20 protein-coding genes and 1 other RNA gene are annotated in these 20,068 nt (G+C 67.2%); 10 read left to right on the forward strand and 11 right to left on the reverse strand.

What is annotated here, in order from left to right; all coding sequences use genetic code 11:
• Positions 1 to 37 precede the first annotated feature (37 nt).
• On the reverse strand, positions 38 to 418 hold the full coding sequence (locus tag QPC17_RS03660; protein WP_068538366.1) for a fluoride efflux transporter FluC: 381 nt from the start codon (positions 416 to 418) through the stop codon (positions 38 to 40).
• Between the two features lie 3 nt (positions 419 to 421).
• Complete coding sequence (locus tag QPC17_RS03665; protein WP_062612260.1) at positions 422 to 796, reverse strand: fluoride efflux transporter FluC; 375 nt, start codon at positions 794 to 796, stop codon at positions 422 to 424.
• A 38-nt stretch (positions 797 to 834) separates the two neighbouring features.
• Between QPC17_RS03665 and QPC17_RS03670 the strand changes: the two genes are divergently transcribed.
• Positions 835 to 1,629: a Nif3-like dinuclear metal center hexameric protein gene (locus QPC17_RS03670; RefSeq protein ID WP_062612262.1), complete on the forward strand. Its 795-nt coding sequence runs from the start codon at positions 835 to 837 to the stop codon at positions 1,627 to 1,629.
• Positions 1,629 to 2,363, forward strand: a complete 735-nt coding sequence (locus QPC17_RS03675; RefSeq protein ID WP_285347478.1) for a zinc ribbon domain-containing protein — start codon at positions 1,629 to 1,631, stop codon at positions 2,361 to 2,363. Before QPC17_RS03670 ends, QPC17_RS03675 begins: the two co-directional genes overlap by 1 nt.
• A gap of 21 nt (positions 2,364 to 2,384) precedes the next feature.
• Here the strand turns inward: QPC17_RS03675 and QPC17_RS03680 are convergent, their stop codons facing one another.
• On the reverse strand, positions 2,385 to 3,152 hold the full coding sequence (locus QPC17_RS03680; protein ID WP_062612266.1) for a YaaA family protein: 768 nt from the start codon (positions 3,150 to 3,152) through the stop codon (positions 2,385 to 2,387).
• 38 nt (positions 3,153 to 3,190) lie between these two features.
• Here QPC17_RS03680 and rnpB point away from each other — a divergent pair.
• Positions 3,191 to 3,532, forward strand: an RNA gene (gene rnpB, locus QPC17_RS03685) — RNase P RNA component class A.
• 73 nt (positions 3,533 to 3,605) lie between these two features.
• Here rnpB and ppgK read toward each other — a convergent pair.
• Positions 3,606 to 4,379 carry a polyphosphate--glucose phosphotransferase gene (gene ppgK, locus QPC17_RS03690; RefSeq protein WP_062612268.1) on the reverse strand — a complete coding sequence of 258 codons (774 nt, stop codon included), beginning with the start codon at positions 4,377 to 4,379 and terminating at the stop codon, positions 3,606 to 3,608.
• 48 nt (positions 4,380 to 4,427) lie between these two features.
• Positions 4,428 to 5,333, reverse strand: a complete 906-nt coding sequence (gene map, locus QPC17_RS03695) for a type I methionyl aminopeptidase (protein ID WP_082661061.1) — start codon at positions 5,331 to 5,333, stop codon at positions 4,428 to 4,430.
• A 62-nt stretch (positions 5,334 to 5,395) separates the two neighbouring features.
• Here map and QPC17_RS03700 point away from each other — a divergent pair, with 62 nt between their 5' ends.
• Genes QPC17_RS03700 through QPC17_RS03715 form a run of 4 tightly spaced genes read left to right on the forward strand, consistent with a single transcriptional unit; the run spans position 5,396 to position 10,546 of the window.
• Entirely contained in the window at positions 5,396 to 5,605 is a 210-nt protein-coding gene (locus QPC17_RS03700; RefSeq protein WP_062612271.1) for a hypothetical protein, read from the forward strand.
• Positions 5,602 to 6,936 carry a glutamine synthetase family protein gene (locus QPC17_RS03705; RefSeq protein WP_062612273.1) on the forward strand — a complete coding sequence of 445 codons (1,335 nt, stop codon included), beginning with the start codon at positions 5,602 to 5,604 and terminating at the stop codon, positions 6,934 to 6,936. Before QPC17_RS03700 ends, QPC17_RS03705 begins: the two co-directional genes overlap by 4 nt.
• On the forward strand, positions 6,936 to 9,935 hold the full coding sequence (locus tag QPC17_RS03710; RefSeq protein ID WP_062612275.1) for a bifunctional [glutamine synthetase] adenylyltransferase/[glutamine synthetase]-adenylyl-L-tyrosine phosphorylase: 3,000 nt from the start codon (positions 6,936 to 6,938) through the stop codon (positions 9,933 to 9,935). The genes QPC17_RS03705 and QPC17_RS03710 overlap by 1 nt, the downstream gene beginning before the upstream one ends.
• A 2-nt stretch (positions 9,936 to 9,937) precedes the next feature.
• On the forward strand, positions 9,938 to 10,546 hold the full coding sequence (locus QPC17_RS03715; RefSeq protein WP_062612277.1) for a histidine phosphatase family protein: 609 nt from the start codon (positions 9,938 to 9,940) through the stop codon (positions 10,544 to 10,546).
• Positions 10,547 to 10,564: 18 nt separating this feature from the next.
• On the opposite strand, the gene glnA is transcribed toward QPC17_RS03715, so the two are convergent.
• The 3 genes from glnA to QPC17_RS03730 form a co-directional block, all read right to left on the reverse strand.
• Complete coding sequence (glnA, locus tag QPC17_RS03720; protein WP_062612279.1) at positions 10,565 to 11,983, reverse strand: type I glutamate--ammonia ligase; 1,419 nt, start codon at positions 11,981 to 11,983, stop codon at positions 10,565 to 10,567.
• A 97-nt stretch (positions 11,984 to 12,080) separates the two neighbouring features.
• A complete protein-coding gene (locus QPC17_RS03725) occupies positions 12,081 to 12,773 on the reverse strand; it encodes a DUF4191 domain-containing protein (protein ID WP_062612281.1) in 693 nt (230 codons plus the stop codon).
• 63 nt (positions 12,774 to 12,836) lie between these two features.
• Positions 12,837 to 14,030 (reverse strand): MFS transporter, encoded by a 1,194-nt coding sequence (locus QPC17_RS03730; protein ID WP_160326855.1) that lies wholly within the window; start codon positions 14,028 to 14,030, stop codon positions 12,837 to 12,839.
• Positions 14,031 to 14,123: 93 nt separating this feature from the next.
• Here QPC17_RS03730 and QPC17_RS03735 point away from each other — a divergent pair, with 93 nt between their 5' ends.
• Positions 14,124 to 14,567 (forward strand): hypothetical protein, encoded by a 444-nt coding sequence (locus QPC17_RS03735; protein ID WP_285347479.1) that lies wholly within the window; start codon positions 14,124 to 14,126, stop codon positions 14,565 to 14,567.
• 61 nt (positions 14,568 to 14,628) lie between these two features.
• Here the strand turns inward: QPC17_RS03735 and sucB are convergent, their stop codons facing one another.
• Both sucB and lpdA read right to left on the reverse strand, forming a co-directional pair.
• Positions 14,629 to 16,326, reverse strand: a complete 1,698-nt coding sequence (sucB, locus tag QPC17_RS03740; protein ID WP_285347480.1) for a 2-oxoglutarate dehydrogenase, E2 component, dihydrolipoamide succinyltransferase — start codon at positions 16,324 to 16,326, stop codon at positions 14,629 to 14,631.
• Between the two features lie 14 nt (positions 16,327 to 16,340).
• Positions 16,341 to 17,714, reverse strand: a complete 1,374-nt coding sequence (gene lpdA / locus QPC17_RS03745; protein ID WP_285347481.1) for a dihydrolipoyl dehydrogenase — start codon at positions 17,712 to 17,714, stop codon at positions 16,341 to 16,343.
• A 136-nt stretch (positions 17,715 to 17,850) separates the two neighbouring features.
• Between lpdA and QPC17_RS03750 the strand changes: the two genes are divergently transcribed.
• Positions 17,851 to 18,156, forward strand: coding sequence for an oxidoreductase (locus tag QPC17_RS03750; protein WP_285347482.1), 306 nt, complete (start codon positions 17,851 to 17,853; stop codon positions 18,154 to 18,156).
• Here QPC17_RS03750 and QPC17_RS03755 read toward each other — a convergent pair.
• Positions 18,153 to 19,544, reverse strand: coding sequence for a leucyl aminopeptidase (locus tag QPC17_RS03755; protein ID WP_285347483.1), 1,392 nt, complete (start codon positions 19,542 to 19,544; stop codon positions 18,153 to 18,155). The genes QPC17_RS03750 and QPC17_RS03755 overlap by 4 nt on opposite strands.
• A gap of 101 nt (positions 19,545 to 19,645) precedes the next feature.
• Between QPC17_RS03755 and QPC17_RS03760 the strand changes: the two genes are divergently transcribed.
• Positions 19,646 to 20,068, forward strand: coding sequence for a hypothetical protein (locus QPC17_RS03760; protein ID WP_062612292.1), 423 nt, complete (start codon positions 19,646 to 19,648; stop codon positions 20,066 to 20,068).

Below are 20,068 nucleotides of genomic sequence, written 5' to 3' on the forward strand. Positions count from 1 at the left end.
GGCGCCAACCCGACACCCTCAAGTGGGAAGAGCTCCTTTAGTGCGATGTGCCTGGGCCCGGGAGTAACCGCGCGCCAACCAGCATCCCGAGCGCGGCAAGCGCAATCGCCCCCGCGAGCATCCCGAACACAAAGGCGGCCGACCTGCCGTGCCCCTGTTCGTCGCTGACCTGGAGCGCGTTGATGGAGGCGGTGGAGAACGTGGTCAGCCCGCCGCAAAAGCCGGCGCCGAGCATCGCGTACCAGGTGGCGGAACCAGCCAGCGCGTCTTCCCGCACGAAGAGGGAAGCGAGCAAGCCCAAGAGGAAGGAGCCGACAAAGTTGACGGTCACGGTTCCCCACGGGTGGGGGAGCGCCTTGTCGATGAGGTAGCGGGCGCCGGCACCGATCCCACCCCCGAGCGCGACGGCGAAGAACATTGCTCACCCCGCCTCAGACGTGTGGCTCGTGGTTCGACGCTCAGCGCCAACCCGACCGGCCTTAAGCCCCAGCCAGGCGGCGCCGACGCCGAGCACCACGGAGCCTACGGCATAGGCCAGCCCCCAGGCAGCGTTGTCCTGCAAGAGTTCGACTGTATCCACGGCCAGTGCGCTGTAGGTGGTGAAGCCGCCGAGCATCCCGGTGCCCACGAAGAGCCGGGCCTGCCCGCTCACCATCGAGGAGACCACGCCTAACGCAAAGGCGCCGGCCACGTTGATGGCGAGGATGACGAGCACGGGGTAGGTGGCCCCGTTGGAGAGGAAAAACCTGAGGGCCGCGCCGATCGCGCCGCCGAGTCCAACGAGTATGACATTCACGGCTCCAGCCTAAACCTTGCTCCGGTAGTGTTGAACTCATGAGCACTGTGATGGACATCGTATCCGTGATGAACGAGCACTTCCCGCCCGCCCTCGCAGAGGACTGGGATCGTGTGGGGCTCGTGGTGGGAGACCCGGCAGACGAGGTCACGAAGGTGGGCTTCGCGGTGGACCCGTGCGGTGCGGTGGTGGACGAGGCGATTGAGCGCGGGGCCCAGATGCTCATCACGCATCACCCGCTCTACCTGCGCGGGACGTCGTCGGTGGCGACGGACACCGCGAAGGGTGCCTGGGTGCACAAGCTCATCCGCAACGGCGTGGCCCTCTTCGCCGCTCACACGAACGCCGACTCGGCGGCCAACGGCTCGGCCGTGGCGCTGGCCGAGCTCCTCGGGCTGTGCGATACCCGCCCGATCGAGCCGAATGCCGAACACCCGGAGCTGGGCCTGGGCCGCGTGGGCGAGCTCGAGCTGACGATGAGCGTGCGCGAACTGGCCCTCCGCCTCCAGGTGCTCCTACCCGAGACCCCGGCGGGCATCACGATCGGGGGAGATCCCGAGCGGATCGTCAAGACCGTGGCGGTTTCTCCGGGCTCGGGCGATTCCTTCCTTTCGGCGGCGAACCGAGCGGGCGCGGACGTCTACATCACCGCCGACCTACGCCACCACCCCGCCACCGACCACCTCTGGGCCGGCGGCTGCGCCCTCATCGGCGCCACGCATTTCGCCAGCGAGTGGCCGGTGCTGCCCAAGATGCGCGACGCCGTGGCCGCGGCCGGCGTCGACACCTACATTTCCACCCTCATCACCGACCCTTGGATTGAGAGGCTCTGATGGCACGCGCACCCCGCTCCGACCAGCTCCAATTGCTCGACGTCGCCCAGCTCGACGCCCAGCTTGCCCGCCTCAAGGCCGAGGGGGAGCGCCACCCGCTACGCGCGGAGGTCGGCGAGCAGATGAACCTCGTGGCGGCCAAGGGCCGGGAGCTCATGGAGGCGCGGGCCGAACTCGACACCGCGCAGGCCCAGCTGGAGGAGGCCGAGCGCCGCACGCGCGAGCTCGCCGGCATCGTCGCCGAGAAGCAGGGCCGGCTGAACGCGGGCACGGGCATGGACTCGCGCCAACTGCTTACCCTCGAAAGCGAGATCGATGCCAATCAGGCCTTCCTGGACGAGGCCAGCGATGCGGAGTTCGTGGCCTTGGAGCGGGTGGAGGCGGCGGAGTCGGCGATCGCCGACATCGAGGCCCAGCAGGCGGTGTTGAACGAGCGGATCGTCACCGGGCGCGCCGCGCTGGAGGACGCTATCGCGATGCTTGAGCGGGACGCTGCGGACGTGCGCCGGGAGCGCGACGCTCTTTATGAGCCGCTGGCCGCCGAGCTCAAGGACGCCTACGAGCGTGCCCAGCGCAGCGGCGGGCTGACCGTCATCGCCCTGCACCGCAACGGCGAGACCTCGGGCGGCGTGCAGATTTCACCGATCGAGGTCAACCAGATCAAGAACTCCGACCCCGACCAGATCCACATCTCCGACGACTACCAGTGCATCGTCGTCCTGCTTGACGCCTAGCCGCGTCCCGACGGCCTCGCACTACTCCTCGGTGACGAGCGTGAGCTTGGCTGGCCCGCGCCCGGCCGGGGTGAGCTCGACCCCGCTCACGTGCCCGTCCTGCACGAGCACCTGGGCGAATTCGGCCAGCTCCAGAGGCGTGCTGGGAGCGTTGGCCTCGCGCACAAGGTACCCGGCGAGCAGCCCGCGGTAGTGCTTGGCCCAGTGTGAGACGACCGAGCGTTTTCCGTTCCTCAGCCGCACGGCCCCGACCGTCACGTGGCGCTCTGGCGCGGGCGACCACACCATGTACTCGCCCGATCGCGCGTCAACCACCAGCTCGTCCTCCGGCAGCACCGCCTGCTCGCGCAATGCCTGCCGCCACAGCGCCTGCACCGAGAAGTCGGGCAGCTTCGTGTTCATCGACAGCCGGTAGGCGGGGATGAGATCCTCGGGGCTGAGCACCCCGAACGCGCCGGAAAAGATGCGCACCATCCGTGCGCTGCGCTCCCGTTCGGCGTCGGTGAGCGTATCGAAGCCTGCCGCCGCGTACAGCACCCCGGTGTACACCTGCCACGCCGGAGCGCACGGGCGTCTGTAGAAGTCGATCTGCGCCCGAATCTCCGGCTCGAGCGAGGCGCCCACTTTGAGCACGCTGAGTGCATCCGGCGCCCCCGACACCCGTTGCAACGCGTCGATCACACGCTCGCGCACGGGGTTGAGCTGCGGCGCGGTGAGCGAGGCGAGGTCGAGGGCGGGGCCGGTGGCCGGCGTCGTCTTCCCGGCAGACGGAGGCAGGGCAATGAGCATGTTTCATGTATAACCCGCCCGGCGGTATAATCCAAAGCGCAGTTGGCCGGGCGGCCGCGTGGGCGCATGCCCCCGAGGAACGTCCGGGCTCCACGGGAAACGGTGGTGGATAACGTCCACTCGGAGTGATCCGCAGGCTAGTGCCACAGAAAGCAAACCGCCGCCCACGGGCGGTAAGGGTGAAAGGGTGAGGTAAGAGCTCACCGCGTTTCAGGTGACTGGAACGGCAGGGTAAACCCCACCGGGAGCAAGACCGAGCAGCGCGCTGTGAGATCCCGCTCGCGCGCGGGTTGGTTGCTTGAGCCCACCGGCAACGATGGGCCTAGATAGATGGCCGCCGCCTTTTGGCACAGAACCCGGCGTATAGGCCAGCTGCACGTGTGGCCCGCTCCGGCGGGCCACACTCTTAGCCGTAGCCTTCACGACGCCGTCGTTCGGCTTCCAGCCGCGAGCCTAGTCTTCGCCGAGCTCCTGCTTGGCGAAGAGCGCCGCGCCGACGATGCCGGCCGTGTTGAGCAGGTCGGCGGGGACGATCGGCGCGTTCGTGGTGATGTGGTGGAGGAACTCGGCGTGCTTCTTGGAGATGCCGCCGCCCACAATGAAAAGGTCGGGGGAGAAGAGCATCTCGTAGTGGCCAAACACCGTGTTGAGCCGCGCGCCCCACTCCTCGAAGCTCAGCCCCTCACGCTCGTAGACCGCGGAGGAGGCGAAGTGCTCGGCCTCCATGCCGTTGGGCAGGAGAAGGTGGCCGAACTCGGTGTTGGGCACCAGAGTGCCCTGGGACACGAGCGCCGAGCCAATGCCGGTGCCGAGGGTGAGCATGATGACCGTGCCCTTATTGCCCCGGGCGGCGCCAAAGTGGACCTCGGCGTAACCGGCAGCGTCGGCGTCGTTCATCACGGCCACCGGGCGCTGGATATTCTCCGCAATGAGGCGGGCCGGGAAGGTGCCCGCCCACTTCTTCGACAGGTTGGCGATGAAGGGGATCTGCCCGCGCACGATCGGCGCGGGGAAGGACAGACCCACCGGGACCTCGCCCGGCAGGTTGAACTTTGCCACGATCTCGCCGATGATCGCGGCGATCTCGGCCGGCTCGGCGTTTTCGGGCGTGGGGATGCGCACGCGCTTATCCATGAACTGGCCGGTCTTGAGGTCAACCGGCGCGCCCTTGATGCCCGATCCGCCCACGTCGACTCCGATGGCGACCTTGCGAAACTTCTTCTTCATCTCTTTCCTCCGAAGGTAGGGGCGCCCGTCGTCGTCGGCGCCGGGGACTTAGGCGGGGATCGCCGGGGTGGTTTGCCCCATGGAGGGCAGGGTGAGGATCTCGGCGCCGGTCTCGGTCACCACGATCGTGTGCTCGAACTGGGCGCTGCGCCCGCGGTCCTTGGTGAGGACGGTCCAGTCGTCGTCCCACTGGAACCAGTCGATCTGGCCAAGGGTGAGCATGGGTTCGATGGTGAAAACCATGCCCGGCTCGATCACCTCGTTGTGGCGCGGGGCGGCGTCGTAGTGGGGGACGATGAGGCCGGAGTGGAAGGCCTCGCCCACGCCGTGCCCGGTGAAGTCCTCCACCACGCCGTAGTCGAAGCGCTTGGCGTAGGACTCAATCACGCGGCCGATCACGTTGATCTCCCGTCCGGGCTTGACGGCCTTGATGCCGCGCATCATCGAGGTGTAGGTGCGCTCGCACAGGAGGCGCGATTCTTCGTCCACCTCGCCCACGTAGAACATGGCGTTCGTATCCCCGTGCACGCCGTCCTTGTAGGCGGTGACATCGAGGTTGATGATGTCGCCCTCCTCGAGCGGGCGTGAATCGGGGATGCCGTGGCAGATGACCTCGTTGATCGAGGTGCAGATTGACTTGGGGAAGCCCATGTAGCCCAGGCAGGAGGGGTAGGCGCCCTGGGAGACCATGTAGTCGTGGGCGATGGCGTCCAGCTCGTCAGTGGTGATCCCGGGCTTGATGGCGGCGCCGGCGAGGTAGAGGGCGTCGGCGGCGATCGTGCCGGCGGCGCGGATCTTCTCGATGGTCTCGGCAGACTTGATCTCGGGGGCGGTGACCACTTCGGGGCCGTCGTGGAACATGTATTCGGGCCGCTCAATGTACTCGGGCACGTGCCGCATGGGCGACAGGGTGCCGGGCGTGAGGGTTCCTAGGGGAGCGCGATCTGCTTGCATAATATTAAGCTTAGTCCTATGTGAGGCGGGCTCAAATCCCGCCGCCGGGGGAGGGAGCACGCATGGCTTTTTGGTTTAACGTAGCAACGGGCGAGGTAGCCGAATCGGAGGCGCCGTCGTTCCCGGCTGCCGAGCGCATGGGCCCTTACGCCACGCGGCTGGAGGCGGAGAGCGCGCTCCTCCTCTCCGAGCAGCGCAACGCGGAGGCGGACGCCCCCGAGCCGGAGGATGACTATGACGCGGCTGAGCGCGAGTGGAAGGAAAACTGGTGAATCCCCAATCCGAATACGTCTTGCGCGAGGTTGACGACCACGACGTGCGCTTCATTCGCCTGTGGTTTACCGACATCACAGGCACGCTCAAATCCGTGGCGATCGCGCCCGCCGAGCTCGAGGCCGCGTTCGAGGGCGGCATCTCCTTCGACGGCTCGGCGGTCCAGGGCCTCACACGCGGGCACGAGTCCGACATGGTGATGCGCCCAGACCCGTCCACCTTCCAGCTCCTGTCCTGGGGCGAGGACGATTCGCCCTCGGCGCGCATGTTCTGTTCGATCTACACTCCCGACGGCGAACCGGCCCGTTCCGACCCACGCGCGGTGCTCGAGCGTGCCCTCGAGCGCGCCGCGAACATGGGCTTTTCGTTCTACGCCCAGCCCGAGTGCGAATTCTACCTTTTCCACCCGACGACGGACGAGCACGCCGCCCCCGTCCCCATCGACAACGGGTCCTACTTTGACCACGTCACGCGGTCGATCGCGCAGTCCTTCCGCTCGCGTGCCGTCAAGACCTTGGAGGACATGGGGATCACGGTGGAGTTCTCCCACCACGAGATCGGCCCGGGCCAAAACGAGATCGACCTGCGCCGCAGCGACGCCCTCACCATGGCCGACCAGATCATGACCCTGCGCGTGGTAGTGGAACAGGTGGCGATCTCCCAGGGCGTGATGGCCTCCTTCATGCCCAAACCGCTCATCGACGCGGCCGGCTCGGCCATGCACACCCACTTCTCCCTTTTCGAGGGCAACAAGAACGCTTTCTACGACCCGCTCGCCACCTTCCACCTTTCGCCCACCGGGCGCAAATTCGTGGCCGGCCTGCTCCGCCACGCCCCACAGATCACCGCGATCACCAACCAGCACGTCAACTCCTACAAGCGGCTGTGGGCCGGGTACGAGGCACCAAACTACGTCTCCTGGGGCAACTCCCACACGTCGCTCGTGCGCATCCCGGCACTCGACCAGGGCGACCCCGAATCGGCCCGCGTCGAATACCGCGCCCTCGACTCGGCCGCGAACCCCTACCTCGCCTTCGCCGTCATCCTCAACGCGGGCCTGGCCGGCATCGAGGGCGACTACGAGCTGCCCGAGGACCTCGATGTGGACGTTTCCGAACTGACCGACCTCGAAAGGCGCGCCATGGGGCTACGCGCCCTGCCGGCGTCGTTATCGGATGCCCTGAAGGAGATGCGCGAGTCCGAGCTCGTGGCCGACACGCTCGGGGAAGACGCGTTCGCCTACTTCCTGCGCAACAAGCGCCACGAGTGGGAAGCCTACCGCCACCAGGTCACGCCGTTTGAGCGGCGTGCGTTCATGACGTCGAACTGATGTGGGAGGCGGCTAAGCTTCGCAGGGCGGGCTTCTCCCCGCCCGACCGCGCCGCGCGCCTGCTGGAAAGCCCCGCGCTCGCGGGTACGGACGCCGACTGGTTGCTCGCCCACGCCGCCGGTACCGCCGATCCCAACCAGGCCCTCCTCGGCTATCTGCGCCTCACCGAAGCCGCGCAAGAGGCCGGGCCCGAGGCTCGGCGCGCGCTGACCGACGCCTGCCAGGCGGCGCCCGCGCGCCTGTTCGCCATCCTCGGCATGTCCACCACCCTCACCGAGCACCTCATCTCCCACCCCACTAACGTCCACATCCTCTCCGACGCCAAGATCGCCGAAGCCGGGCTCTACACGACGCTCGAAGGGGAGAGGGCCTCCGCGCTCGCGGCCGTGCGCTCGTTTTCTCCCGGGCCGGGTGAACCCCCGCGCGCCGACCTGGCCGAGCTTGGGGAGGCCGGCGCGATCGAGGCGCTGCGCCTGCACTACTGGTATCGACTCACCCAGATCGCGGCGCTCGACCTCACGGCCGGCCCGGCCCCCGATCACGTGGAGGCGGTGGCCCGCGCGCTGTCGGACGTCGTGGGTGGAGCGCTCGAGGCAGCACTGGCCGTGGGCCGCGCGGTCTACGGACCCGAGGCGGACGACGTCGCCCTGGCCATTATCGCCATGGGCAAGACGGGCGGGCGCGAGGTCAACTACATCTCCGACGTCGACGTGATTTACGTGGCAGGCTCCCGTTCCGGCGACGACGAGGCCGACCTCCCGGCCGCCACCAAGCTCGCCGAATACATCTCCCACGCCGTGGCCGCCCCGGGCCGCACGCCCGCGATCTTGCAGATCGACACGGCACTGCGCCCGGAGGGCAAGGCAGGCCCGCTCGTGCGCACCCTCGATTCTCACGTGGCCTACTACGAAAAGTGGGCCGAAAACTGGGAGTTCCAGGCCCTGCTCAAGGCCCGGCCCGTGGCCGGCGACCGGGAGCTCGGGGAGCGCTACGTCGCAGCCCTCACCCCACTCGTGTGGAACGCCGCGGGCCGGGACGGCTTCGTGGAGGAGACGCGCGCGATGCGCCGCCGAGTGGAGAGCCTGGTTCCCGCGAAGGACGCCGAGCGGCAGATCAAGCTGGGGCGCGGGGGCCTGCGCGATATCGAGTTCACCGTCCAGCTCCTCCAACTCGTCCACGGCCGCACCGACCCGTCCGTCCGCCAGCGCTCCACCCTCGAGGCCCTCGCCGCCCTGCGGGACGCTGGCTACATCGGCCGCACCGCCGCCGCCACCATGGACGCCGACTACCGGCTCCTGCGTGCCCTCGAGCACCGGGTCCAGCTCCACCGGATCCGCCGCTCGCACGTGCTACCCACCGCCGACGCCGACCTGCGCCGGATCGCCCGATCCCTCCGCATCCCCGGCCTCGACACCGCCGAGGAACTGGGGGAGATGTGGGCGCGCGTGCGCAAAGAGGTGCGGGCCCTGCACCTGGAGATCTACTACCGGCCCATGCTGCCGGCCACCGCCAAGCTTTCCGCCGACAACGCTGCCCTCGAGCCCGAGGCCGCCCAGGCGCGGCTGGCCGCGATCGGCTACGGTGACCCGCGCTCGGCCTACGCCAACGCGCTCGCCCTCACCTCCGGCTTCAACCGCACGGCCGCGATCGCCCGGCACATCATGCCCGTCATGCTCGAGTGGTTCACGCAGGGCCCCGAACCCGACCGAGGGCTCGCCGCCTTCCGCGACGTGTCAGAAAAGCTGGGCTCGACCCCCTGGTACATGCGCCTCCTGCGCGACTCGAAGGTGGTGGGCGAACGCCTCGCACGGCTACTGTCCACCTCGCGCTACGTGGCCAACGAGCTCCCCTCGCAGGCCGAGGCCATCGCCTGGCTGGAGGCCGACGAGCTCGCCCCGCTCGGGCCGGCCGAGCTCACCGCCCAACTCGATTCCGTGCTTAACCGGCGCACCGACCCGCGTGAGATCGCGATCGCGGGCCGGGCGCTCCGGCGTCGTGAACTCTTGCGCACCGCGATGGCTGACACGCTTCGCCTTGGCACGGACTCGCGCCAAGCGATCACGGACGCGGGCCAGGTGGCGGTGGAGGCCTCGCTGCGTGGGGCGCGAATCGCGGCCAGCGCGCCCGACTCGCTCCAGTTCGCCGTCATCGCCATGGGCCGCTTCGGAGGCGGGGAGCTGGGCTACATCTCGGACGCCGACCTCCTGTTCGTCTTCGACCACGGCCCCGAGCTTGCCGAGCAGGAGGCGAGCGCGGCGGCGAACGAAGTGGCCCGCCACCTCATCGCCCTGCTCTCCACACCCGCGCCCGAGCCGGGCTTCCCCGCCGACGCCGATCTGCGCCCCGAGGGCAAGAATGGCCCGCTCGCCCGCTCGCTCGACTCCTACCGCGCCTACTACGATCAGTGGGTGCAGACCTGGGAGCGCCAGGCCCTGCTGCGGGCGCGGTTCGTGGCCGGCGACGGCGTCGGGGCACGCTTCATTTCACTCATCAACCCGCTGCGCTACCCTAGCTCAGGGTTGGCGGACGCCGAGGTGCGTGACATTCGGCGAATGAAGGCGCGCGTGGAGTCCGAGCGCATCCCGCGCGGCGTGGACAAGACCCGGCACTTGAAACTCGGCCCGGGCGGGCTCGCCAACGTCGAGTGGGCCGCCCAGATCCTCCAGCTGCGCCATGCGGGCCGCATCCCGGCGCTGCGCACTACCGGCACGCTCTCCGCCCTTGACGCGGCCAGCGAAAGCGGCCTCATCAGCGCCGATGGCGCTGGTAAGCTGATCGAGGCCTGGTCGTTTGCCTCGGCGCTGAGGGACGCGAACGTGCTCGCCTCCGGGCGCACGCGTGGCGCCAAGCTGGACCTGCTCCCGCACGGGGCACGCGAACTGGCCCTCACTGCCGCTCTGCTCGGGCGCGAGGGGGAGCTGCACGCCATCGAGGAAGACTACCTGCGCGCCGCGCGTCGGGCCCGAGCTGTTGTGGAACGCATCGTCTACGAGGAGTAACTGTGGAACTCATTCTTGTCCGTCACGGTCAGACCTACATGAACGCCAAGCACACGATCGACACGGTCATACCCGGCGCTGCGCTCACCGAGGCGGGTTGGACCCAGGCCAACGACGTCGTCGCCACGCTCGCCGCCCTCGAACCAGGCGCGATTTGGGCCTCGAACCTCACGCGCACGCAACAAACCGCTACCCCGCTCGCCACCCGCTTGGGGCTCGACATCCAGGTCCACGACGGCCTGCGCGAGATCGGTGCCGGATCGTATGAGGGCGGCGACACCGAGGACGACTACGACGGCTACACGAGCACGATCTTTCGCTGGATCAACGGCGAACTCGACCTGCCCATGGGCGAGGACACGGCCGTGACCGGGCGTAGCGTCCTCGAGCGGGTCGACGACGCCGTCCGGGTCATCGAAGCCGCCGGGCACGAACGCGCGGTCGCCTTCGCCCACGGGGGAGTCATTGCCTACTGGGTGGGCGCCCGCGCGCGCAACGCCCAGCGCGACCGCAACGCCTTCGTGCCGCTGACCAACACGGGCATCGCCCGCCTCACCGGCAGCCTCGACGAGGGCTACACCCTCAACTCCTGGATGCACATGACCTTCTAGGAGCCAGGGCACTAGCTCCTAGAAGTCGTAGTAGAGCGCGAACTCGTAGGGGTGCGGGCGCTGGCGCAGCGGCTCGATCTCCTTTTCCCGCTTGTAGCGGATCCAGGTGTCGATGATGTCCTCGTCGAACACGCCGCCCTCGGTAAGGTAGTCGTGGTCCTCTTCCAAGGCGCGCAACGCGTCCTGGAGCGACTGGGGCAGCTGTTCGATTTCCGCGTGCTCCTCGGGCGGCAGCTCGTAGAGATCCTTGTCGATCGGCGCCGGGGGCTCGATCCGGTTGCGGATACCGTCCAAGCCCGCCATGAGCTGGGCGGCGAACGCCAGGTACGGGTTCGACGAGCCGTCCGGGGTGCGGTACTCGATGCGCTTGGCCTTCGCAGACGTGCCCGTGACCGGGATGCGCGTACACGCCGAACGATTGCGCGCCGAGTAGACGAGGTTGACCGGGGCCTCGAATCCCGGTACCAGCCGGTGGAAGGAATTGATCGAGGGGTTGGTGAAGGCGAGCAGGGACGGCGCGTGGGCGAGCAGGCCGCCAATGTACCAGCGCGCCAGGTCTGACAGGCCACCATACCCGCGCTCGTCATGGAAGAGCGGCACGCCGTCCTTCCACAGCGACTGGTGGCAGTGCATGCCCGAACCCGCGTCTCCGAAGAGAGGCTTGGGCATGAAGGTCGCCGTCTTGCCCGCGGCAAAGGCGGCGTTCTTGATGACGTACTTGAACTTCATGAGGTCATCCGCGGCGGCGAGCAGCGTGTCGAACCTGTAGTTGATCTCCTGCTGGCCGGTCCCGCACTCGTGGTGCTCGCGCTCGATCCTCAAACCCACCTCCTGGCACAGGCGCGTCATCTCATCGCGCAGGTCCGCCTCCTGATCGTTGGGGGAGACGGGGAAGTAGCCGCCCTTGATCCGGGTCTTGTAGCCCAGGTTTGGCCGCTCTTCTGTGCCAGTGTTCCACCACGCGCCACGGGCGTCGAGGTGGTAGCCCGCCTTGTTGGGCGAGTCGTCGAATCGGACGTCGTCGAAAACATAGAACTCGGGTTCGGCGCCAAAATAGACCGTGTCGGCGATTCCGGAGGCGCGCAGGTAGTCCTCGGCACGGCGGGCGATCGTGCGCGGGTCGCGCGAGTAGGGCTCGCCCGTGAACGGGTCGACCACGAAGAAGTTCATCACCAGCGTCTTACGCGCGCGGAACGGATCAATGTAGGCCGTACCAAGATCCGGGATGAGCTTCATATCCGACTCGTGGATCTCGGTAAAGCCGCGGATGGAGGAGCCGTCGAACATGAGGCCATCGCGCAGGGCGTCGTCGTCAAAGGTGCCGATGGGGATGGCGAAGTGCTGCATCACTCCGGGAAGGTCGCAGAAACGGATGTCGACGAACTCGACCCCCTCCTTGGCAAGGTAATCCTTGGCCTCATCAACACTTGAAAACACGTGGTACTCCTAACGGAAAAGACGGATCCGACCGCCATTGTACGGGGTGAGGGCAAGACAAAAGGGGCGGTGCCACATCGTGGCCGCGCCCCTTTGCTTAGCGTCCGCGCATCGCTCGCCTGTCCGGGCGGGCGTTGAACGGGTCAATCCCCTTCGGGATCGGCAGTGCGTTGGTCTGGATCGCCTTCATGCGGGCCGTGACCGCCGCGACCTCCTGGTGGGAGATCTTCTTCGGCAGCTTCTTCAGGTGGCGCTCCAGCTTCGCAATCGGCACCTGGCCAGCGCCATTGCCCACCTTGATCACCTCAACGGGCACCGAGGGGGCCACGCGCTTGATTGCCTTCTTCTCATCCTGGATGAGGCGATCCACCCGGTCGGCCGGGCCCTCGGAGATGAGGACGATGCCGGGGCGGCCAATCGCACGGAACAGCATGTCCTGCGTGCGGGCGTTAAAACGCACCGGCTCCTGCTCGATCACCCAGCCTCGCTTGATCTGGCCAAGCACCGCGGCGGAGGCACCGGGCATGCCGTCAATCTGCGCGTACGACGCACGGCGCACCAGTTGCGTCAGCACCAACAGTGCGAGGACCACGCCCATGAAGATTGAGAGCGGGACCCACACCCACCAGAACCTGGTGGCAAGTCCGCCCAGCAGGCCAAGAACGACGCCGACCACGAAGCCGGCGAGCAACGCCCAGGCAGTCCACGGGTACGTCTTCTTCGCCACCCGGTACGCATCGGCGACGTAACTCCACCAGCGCTTCTTCTTGGGCTTATTCTTCTTGGTCATCGCACTTCCTTGTTCGGTTTCATCAAGAGTTTAGTAGATTGCACGGCCGTGCTCAAAGATGCCTCAGCCAAGCGCCCGTTCGTCCTTGCGCCCCAGGGTGGCCGAGACGAGCGTAATCAAACCGGCACACACTGCTGCGGCGAGGAATCCCACGGCGACGTTGGAATCCACGAAGCGCCCCACGATCGCCGAGGCACTCGCCACGCCGAGGACGTTGGCGGAGACGATGGCGGTATTGGCCACGCCGTCGCCGCCGCGCGGGGCCCACTTGCCGGCCAGGGTAAAGATGGACACGCCGAGCGGGCCTATGAAGACTCCGGCCACGAGCAGTAGGAGGGACAGGGCGACGCCGCCGGTGGCAATCATGCAGGCCGCGGCGCCGAGCAGAAGCCCGCTTCCGGCCAGGAGGATGCGGCGGTTGTAACTCAGGCGCTCGGGCAGCGCCACCGCCATGAGGGCTGTGACCGCCGCCGAAAGGCCAAGGGCCGCGTAGATGAGGCCACCCAGGCCCGACAGGCCGCGCGTCTCGGCAAAGGCCGTCACCGTGGTCTGCATTGCGCCGAAAAACATGCCCATGAAGAACATGGCGGCAAGCGGTGTGCGGACCCGGTTCATGACCGCGAGGAAGGAGGGGCGCGGTTCGTCGTCGTCGAACACGGCCGGGCCGCGGGCGTGACGCGAGAGCGCGAACGGGAAAACGCAGGTGAGCACAAGGCCGGCGGCTACGAGCAGCGGAAGGCTGGGGGAGACAGCGGCCGCGAGGATGCCCACGGCGGCGGGGCCGAGCACGAAGATCAGCTCATCGTTGACCGTCTCCCACGACATCGCGGCGGGCAGCTGGGCCGGGCTTGCGATCGGGTACCAGCGCACGCGCGAGAGTGGGCCGATGGGGGAGGTGGTGATCCCGATGAAGGCCGACATCGCCATAAGTGCCGCGGTGGCCGGCTCGCGGGGCGCGAACCAGACGAGCAACAACAGGGCCACGATGTTAAGCGGGGCGAACACCAAGAGCGGGTTGCGCTGCCCGAAATGGTCCGTGAGGCGGCCGATGATGATGTTGCCCAACCCGTTCGCGATCGCAAGGGACGCCGAGCAGTAGGCGGCGACCTCCACCGAGCCGGTCTCGGCCACGATGAGGGTCAACACGCCGATGATGATCATGGAGGTGGGAAGGCGGCCAAAAAACGACACCACCAAGTGGGGCCCGCCCACCAGCGAGGGAAGATCGCGATAACCACCAAAAGAATTCGTACTCACCCGGCCATTGTAGACAGCGCGGTGCCGAGGTGGCCCATCACCGCCTGTGGAAAAGGCCATCATGGGTGGCGACGGTTGTGGTCTGCTTGAGGCATGAAGAACGAGCCGCGGTGGAGGATATGGCTGATCGCGTTCGCGGTCGTGGTCGGATTCGGGGTGGGGCTATCTCCGGATCGGACGGACTGGAAGGCGTACGCCCAAGCGATGGTCGACGCGCGAAACGCCGCGATCGTCGGCGAGAACTGGGAGGTGCTGTGGGCCCTGACAGTCGACGGCTCGCCCGCCAGGGCCGAAGACGAACAGCTCAAGGCCTGGATGGAAGACAACGGCGTGCGAGTGGAGGCCGTGGTGACCGAGGTGATTTCGGTGAACATGCGCGCCTCGGACGGTCCCGTCCTCGAAGTGATCTCCTACCAAAGCGGGGCACACATCGAAGGGTCGGACTCGGCCAACGAAAGCCAGCGCATCTGCCGGCGGTGGGCCATTCGGAACGCCAAGATCTACCGGGTGCGGCCGTGCCTGATGGAATCGGGCTAAAAGCTCGTGGGTTCAGGGGAAGAAAAGGGGCCCGGCTCGCGCCGGGCCCCTTGCTGAGGACTTAGAGGACCTCGGGGAAGTCACCCTCTTCGAGGCGGAACTTCACATCACGCAGGAAGCGCGAGGCGGCAGCGCCGTCGATGATGCGGTGATCGTAGGAGATGGACAGGAAGCACTTCGAGCGAATCGCGATGACCTCGTTGCCGTCCTGATCCTTGACCACGCCCGGCGCCTTGAAGATCGCGCCTGTGCCCATGATGGCCACGTTGGGCTGGTTGATGATCGGCGTGTCGAACGCGGCGCCAGCGGAGCCGGTATTCGTGATCGTGAAGGTGGAACCCGCCAGCTCGTCGGCCTTGATCTTGCCGTCGCGCGTGCGGGCGGCCAGGTCTGCGATCTGCTTGGCGATGCCGGCGATGTTGAGGTCGCCAGCTTTCTTGATCACGGGGACGAACAGGCCGCGCTCGGTGTCAACAGCGATGCCCACGTGCTCCACGTCGTGGTAGACGATCTCGTTGTCCTCCACCGAGGAGTTGATGATCGGGTGGGCCTTGAGCGCCTCCGTGGCCGCCTGCACGAAGAACGGCAGGTAGGTGAGGTTCACGCCCTCGCGCGCCTGGAAGGTGGCCTTCGCCTGGGCGCGAAGCTTGACGATCCGCGTGACATCGACCTCCATGACCGTGGTCAGCTGGGCCGAGGTGGCCAGCGAGTCGATCATGTGCTTGGCGATCGCCTTGCGCACGCCCGTCATCTTCTGGCGGGTGCCACGCAGGGTTGCGGCCTCTTTCGCCTTCTGCGCGATCTGAGTCTTGATCCCGCCCGCCGGGGCAGCCGGGGCAGCCGGAGCGGCCGGAGCTGCGGGTGCCGGAGCGGCCTGCGCGACCTTGGCGGCCTCAGCGGCGGCCTCGACATCCTGGCGGCGGATGCGACCGCCCACGCCCGTGCCGGAGACCGTGGCCAGGTCCACGCCGAGGTCCTTGGCGAGCTTGCGCACGATTGGGGTCACGTAGGCCGATTTGCCATCGGCCGGTGCCGGAGCCGCAGGGGCGGGCTTGGGCTCAGTGGGCTTAGGCTGGGCCGGAGCAGGCGCAGGTGCGGGCTCAGCCTTGGGAGCCGGAGCCGGAGCGGGCTCGGCCTTCGGCTCGTCCTTCGGGGCAGCCGGCGCCGGGGCAGCCGGGGCCTCGCCACCGATGACGGCGAGCACGGTGCCAACCGAGACCGTCTCATCTTCGGAGACCTTGATCTGCGTGAGGATGCCCGACGCCGGGGCCGGGACTTCGGTGTCGACCTTGTCGGTGGAGACCTCGACGATCGGCTCGTCTTCCTCCACCTCGTCGCCTACCTGCTTAAGCCAGGTGGTGACGGTGCCCTCGTCAACGGATTCGCCGAGCGCGGGCATCTTCACCTCAACGCCCGAGCCCGACGCCGCCGGGGCAGCAGGCTCCTCGGGAGCCGGGGCCGGAGCCTCGGGCTCTGCAGCGGGCTCCTTAGCCGGGGTCTCGGCCGGAGCAGCGGCGCCGGAGCCGTCGCCGATGTAGCCGAGCACGGTGCCAACCGAGACCGTCTCATCTTCTCCGACCTCGATCGACTCGAGGACGCCGGCTGCCGGGGCCGGAACCTCGGTGTCAACCTTGTCGGTGGAGACCTCGACGATGGGCTCGTCGGCCTCGACCGTGTCGCCAACGTTCTTCAGCCACGTCGTGACCGTTCCCTCATCGATGGATTCGCCCAGTGCGGGCATCTTAATGGGTTCAGACATGTCTTGCTCCTAGGTCAGTTGTGGGTGTGAAGCGGCTTGCCGGCGAGGGCCAGGATGGCCTTGCCCACCGACTCGTTCTGAGTGGGGTGAGCGTGGATCAGGCCGTCGAAGTCTTCCGGGTAGGATTCCCACGCGACCATCAGCATGCCTTCGCCCACCTGCTCACCCATGCGGGCGCCGATCGAATGGAAGCCCACGATCGGGCCGTCCTTTTCACGGACCAGCTTAACGAAACCGGTGGTGCCAAGCATCTGGGACTTGCCGTTACCTGCGAGGTTGAAGGTGGAGGTCTCCACGTTGTCCTTGCCGAACTTCTCCTCGGCCTTCTTCTGCGACAGGCCCACGGAGGCGATCTCAGGGTTGGAGAAGGTGACCTTCGGGATGTTGTCCTCATTAACGACGGCGGGGTTGTTGCCCGCGATCTCGTCGGCCACGAACAGGCCCTGGAGGAAGCCGCGGTGGGCGAGCTGAACGCCGGGGACGATGTCGCCAACGGCGTAGATGTTGCCAACCCCGGTGTGCAGGCGCTCGTTCGTGATGACGAAGCCGCGATCGATGGTGATGCCCTGCTCCTCGTAGCCGAGGTTGGCGGTGGAGGGGCCGCGGCCGATGGCGATCAGCAGGTATTCGGCGTCGTACTGCTTGCCGTCCTGGGTGAAGACGTGAACGCCGCTCTCGTCCTCCTCAACCCGGTCGAACATGGTCTTGGTCTTGAAAGCGATCTTGCGCTTGCGGAAGGAGCGCTCGAGCATCTTCGACACGTCCTCGTCCTCGTTCGGCACGAGATGATCGAGGCCCTCGATGATCGTCACGTCGGCGCCGTAGGAGTTCCACACCGAGGCGAACTCGCAGCCAATCACGCCACCGCCAAGCACGATGACCGACGACGGCACAACATCCATGGTCAGCGCCTTGTCGGAGGTGATGACGCGGTCGGTGATGGTCTGGCCGATCGTCTTCGAGTATGAACCCGTGGCGAGCACGATGTTCTTGCCCTTGATGCGCTCACCGTTGACCTCAACCGTGTCCTTCGCAACCAGGCGACCCCAGCCGGCGATCGTGTCAATACCCGCGGCGTTCACAAGGCCGGTCAGGCCCTTGAACATCTTCTCAACCACGCCATTCTTGTACGTGTTGAGCGCCCCCATGTCGATGCCTTCGAAGGTGCCCTTAACGCCAATGGAGGGGCCTTCGCGCATTTCGTCTGCAACCTCGGCAGCGTGTAGGAGAGCCTTGGTGGGGATACAGCCGCGATGAAGGCAGGTTCCACCAACCTTGTCGCCCTCAATGAGCGCCACCTTCATACCGAGCTGGGCGGATCGCAGAGCGCATGCGTAGCCTCCGGAACCCGCGCCAAGAATCACTACATCGTATTCCTTTTCAGTCACTTACCTCTCCCTCGAGATCGCCATGGCCCGGTGGGTCCAGACCCGTTCCCTATAATTATTCCACTTTGCGGCCGACATTTCTTCCTCGGCGGGGACAATCGCGTGACTCCAACAGGGCGCGCGGTAGGCTGGGGGAATGTTGTTTTCGAAAAAGAAGGGGCCGCTTTCCCAGCGCCGCGCCAAGAAGGTAACGGTCGAACACCTGACCGAGTTCGTGGCCACCCGCCAGGGGATCGCCGCCTACTTCGAGGCCGCCACCTCGCGTGACCCGAGCTCGATCGTGCTCGTGGCGAGCGACGGGGAATGGACCCGACGCAAAATCCCCAGCATCGCCGACGCCGCTGAGGTCGCCCGCGATCTGGGGATTGAGCTGTATGAGGTGGCCCGCACCGGTTACCCGCGCGAGATGCGCGAGTGGTCGGCGAAGAACCGGGGCCGCTAGTTCTCCACGGCGGCGAGCAGGGTGCGCAGCATGGCGCCGGTGGCACCCTTCGGCATCACCCCGTAGGGCTTGCCGCGGTTGAACGACGGGCCGGCGATGTCCACGTGCGCCCAGTTCGGCGCGTCCACGAACTCCTTGAGGAACAGGCCGGCCACCAGCATGCCGCCGTAGCGCGAGCCGGAGTTCTTCATGTCGGCAACGTCCGAGTCGAGGCTCTCTCGCAGGTGAGCGGGCAGCGGCATGTGCCAGGCGTCCTCGCCCACCTCGCCCGCCAGGTCGGTGAGGGTCTTGGCGTAGTCGGTGCCCATGATGCCGGTGGTGCGCTCGCCGAGCGCCACCATCTGGGCGCCCGTCAGGGTGGCGATATCAATGATGGTCTCGCTGCCCTCGGCGCTGGCCATGAGCAGGCCGTCGGCGAGGACCAGGCGGCCCTCGGCGTCGGTGTTGTTGATCTCTACCGAGGTGCCGTTGCGGTAGGTAATGACGTCGTCGGGGTGGCCGGCGATACCGGAGACCATGTTCTCCGCGATGCACATCCAGCCCACGATGCGGCGCTTGACGCCCAGCCGCGCGGCGGCCACGAGCACCTCGAGCACGGTGGCGGCGCCGCCCATGTCGGTCTTCATCTCGGTCATGGCATTCGACGGCTTGAGCGAGTAGCCGCCCGTGTCGAACGTGATGCCCTTGCCCACCAGCGCGATCGTGCCCTCCGGCGCGCCCTCCGGGGCCCACTCGATGCGCACCAGGCGCGGGTGGCGCTTCGAGCCACGGCCCACGTGGATGATGCCGGCGGCGTTGATCTCCTCCAGCTCCTTCTCCCGGTACACGGTGACGGTGCAGCCGGCCGCGCTCGCCTCGTCCTCGGCGATCTGGGCGAGCACCTCGGGGTAGAGATCGTTGGGGGCGAGGTTGACAAGGTCGCGGATACGGTTGCCCGCCTCGGCCAGGATCTCGCCGCGCGCCACGGCGTCGTCATCGGCCTCTGGCAGCACGAGCGCGCCGAGCGGTGCCTTCTTCGGCTCCTTGTACTCGTCGAAGACGTAGGCGCCGAGCAGCGCGCCCTCAACAGCCTCGGCCACCTCGGCGACGGGGGAGGCGACATACAGCTCATCGACCCCGGCGGCAGCGCGAGCGAGCTCGCCAAACTTGTCGCGGGTAGAATCGCCGTTCACGACGACGAACACCAGCTTGCTCGTATCGGCCGGGTTCACTAGCCGGGCAACCCCCTCGCCGGGCTGAAGCGTGGTCAGCGCGGCAACAACGCCGCCAGTGAACTCCGCGTCCTCAACGAGCGTGTCGAGGGTGTAGGACTCGCCATCCTTCGACGCGAGGATCGCGAGGTGGCAAGAAAGGTCCTGGGTGAATTCGTGACAGTTAATATTGGTCATTGCCCCAGTATATGTCGCGATAGCCTAAGATTTCTTTCCCGGCCTCCGCGGCTTGGATGGCGGCGGGGTAAACTGAGGCGAACCGAGTTGAGGAGAGGCCCGTGAGCCAAGAACTGACAGACACCCGCACCCGCGCCCACGGGTGGCCCTCCGTCCTCATTTATGCCCTCGGGGTTGGGGCCGTGATCTTCCTGTGGCGGGCCGTGGTGGCGGCCACGAACTCGATGGTGGGCGGGCACTACGGGCTGGCGGTCACCTCCATCCTCGCCGCCCTGTGCTGGGTGCTCGGATTCGCCGGCGCCAAGCACAACGGCCGGCGCATGCGCTACCTGGCCTTCGGGGCGTGGGGGATTAACGTGTTTGCCCCGCTCGCCGGACTGGTGGTGGACTTCCACTACTCCAACCCGTGGTTCGAGGCGGGGCGCACCTACTTCTACCTGCCGACCCTCGGAGCGATTGCGGCCTTCGCGTGGCTCATGTGGTCAAGGCCCGCGGCGATGGCCGCGCGCCAGATGGAAAAGTAG

The sequence above is a fragment of the Trueperella bernardiae genome (genome assembly GCF_030246965.1).
Classification (GTDB): Bacteria; Actinomycetota; Actinomycetes; order Actinomycetales; family Actinomycetaceae; genus Trueperella; species Trueperella bernardiae.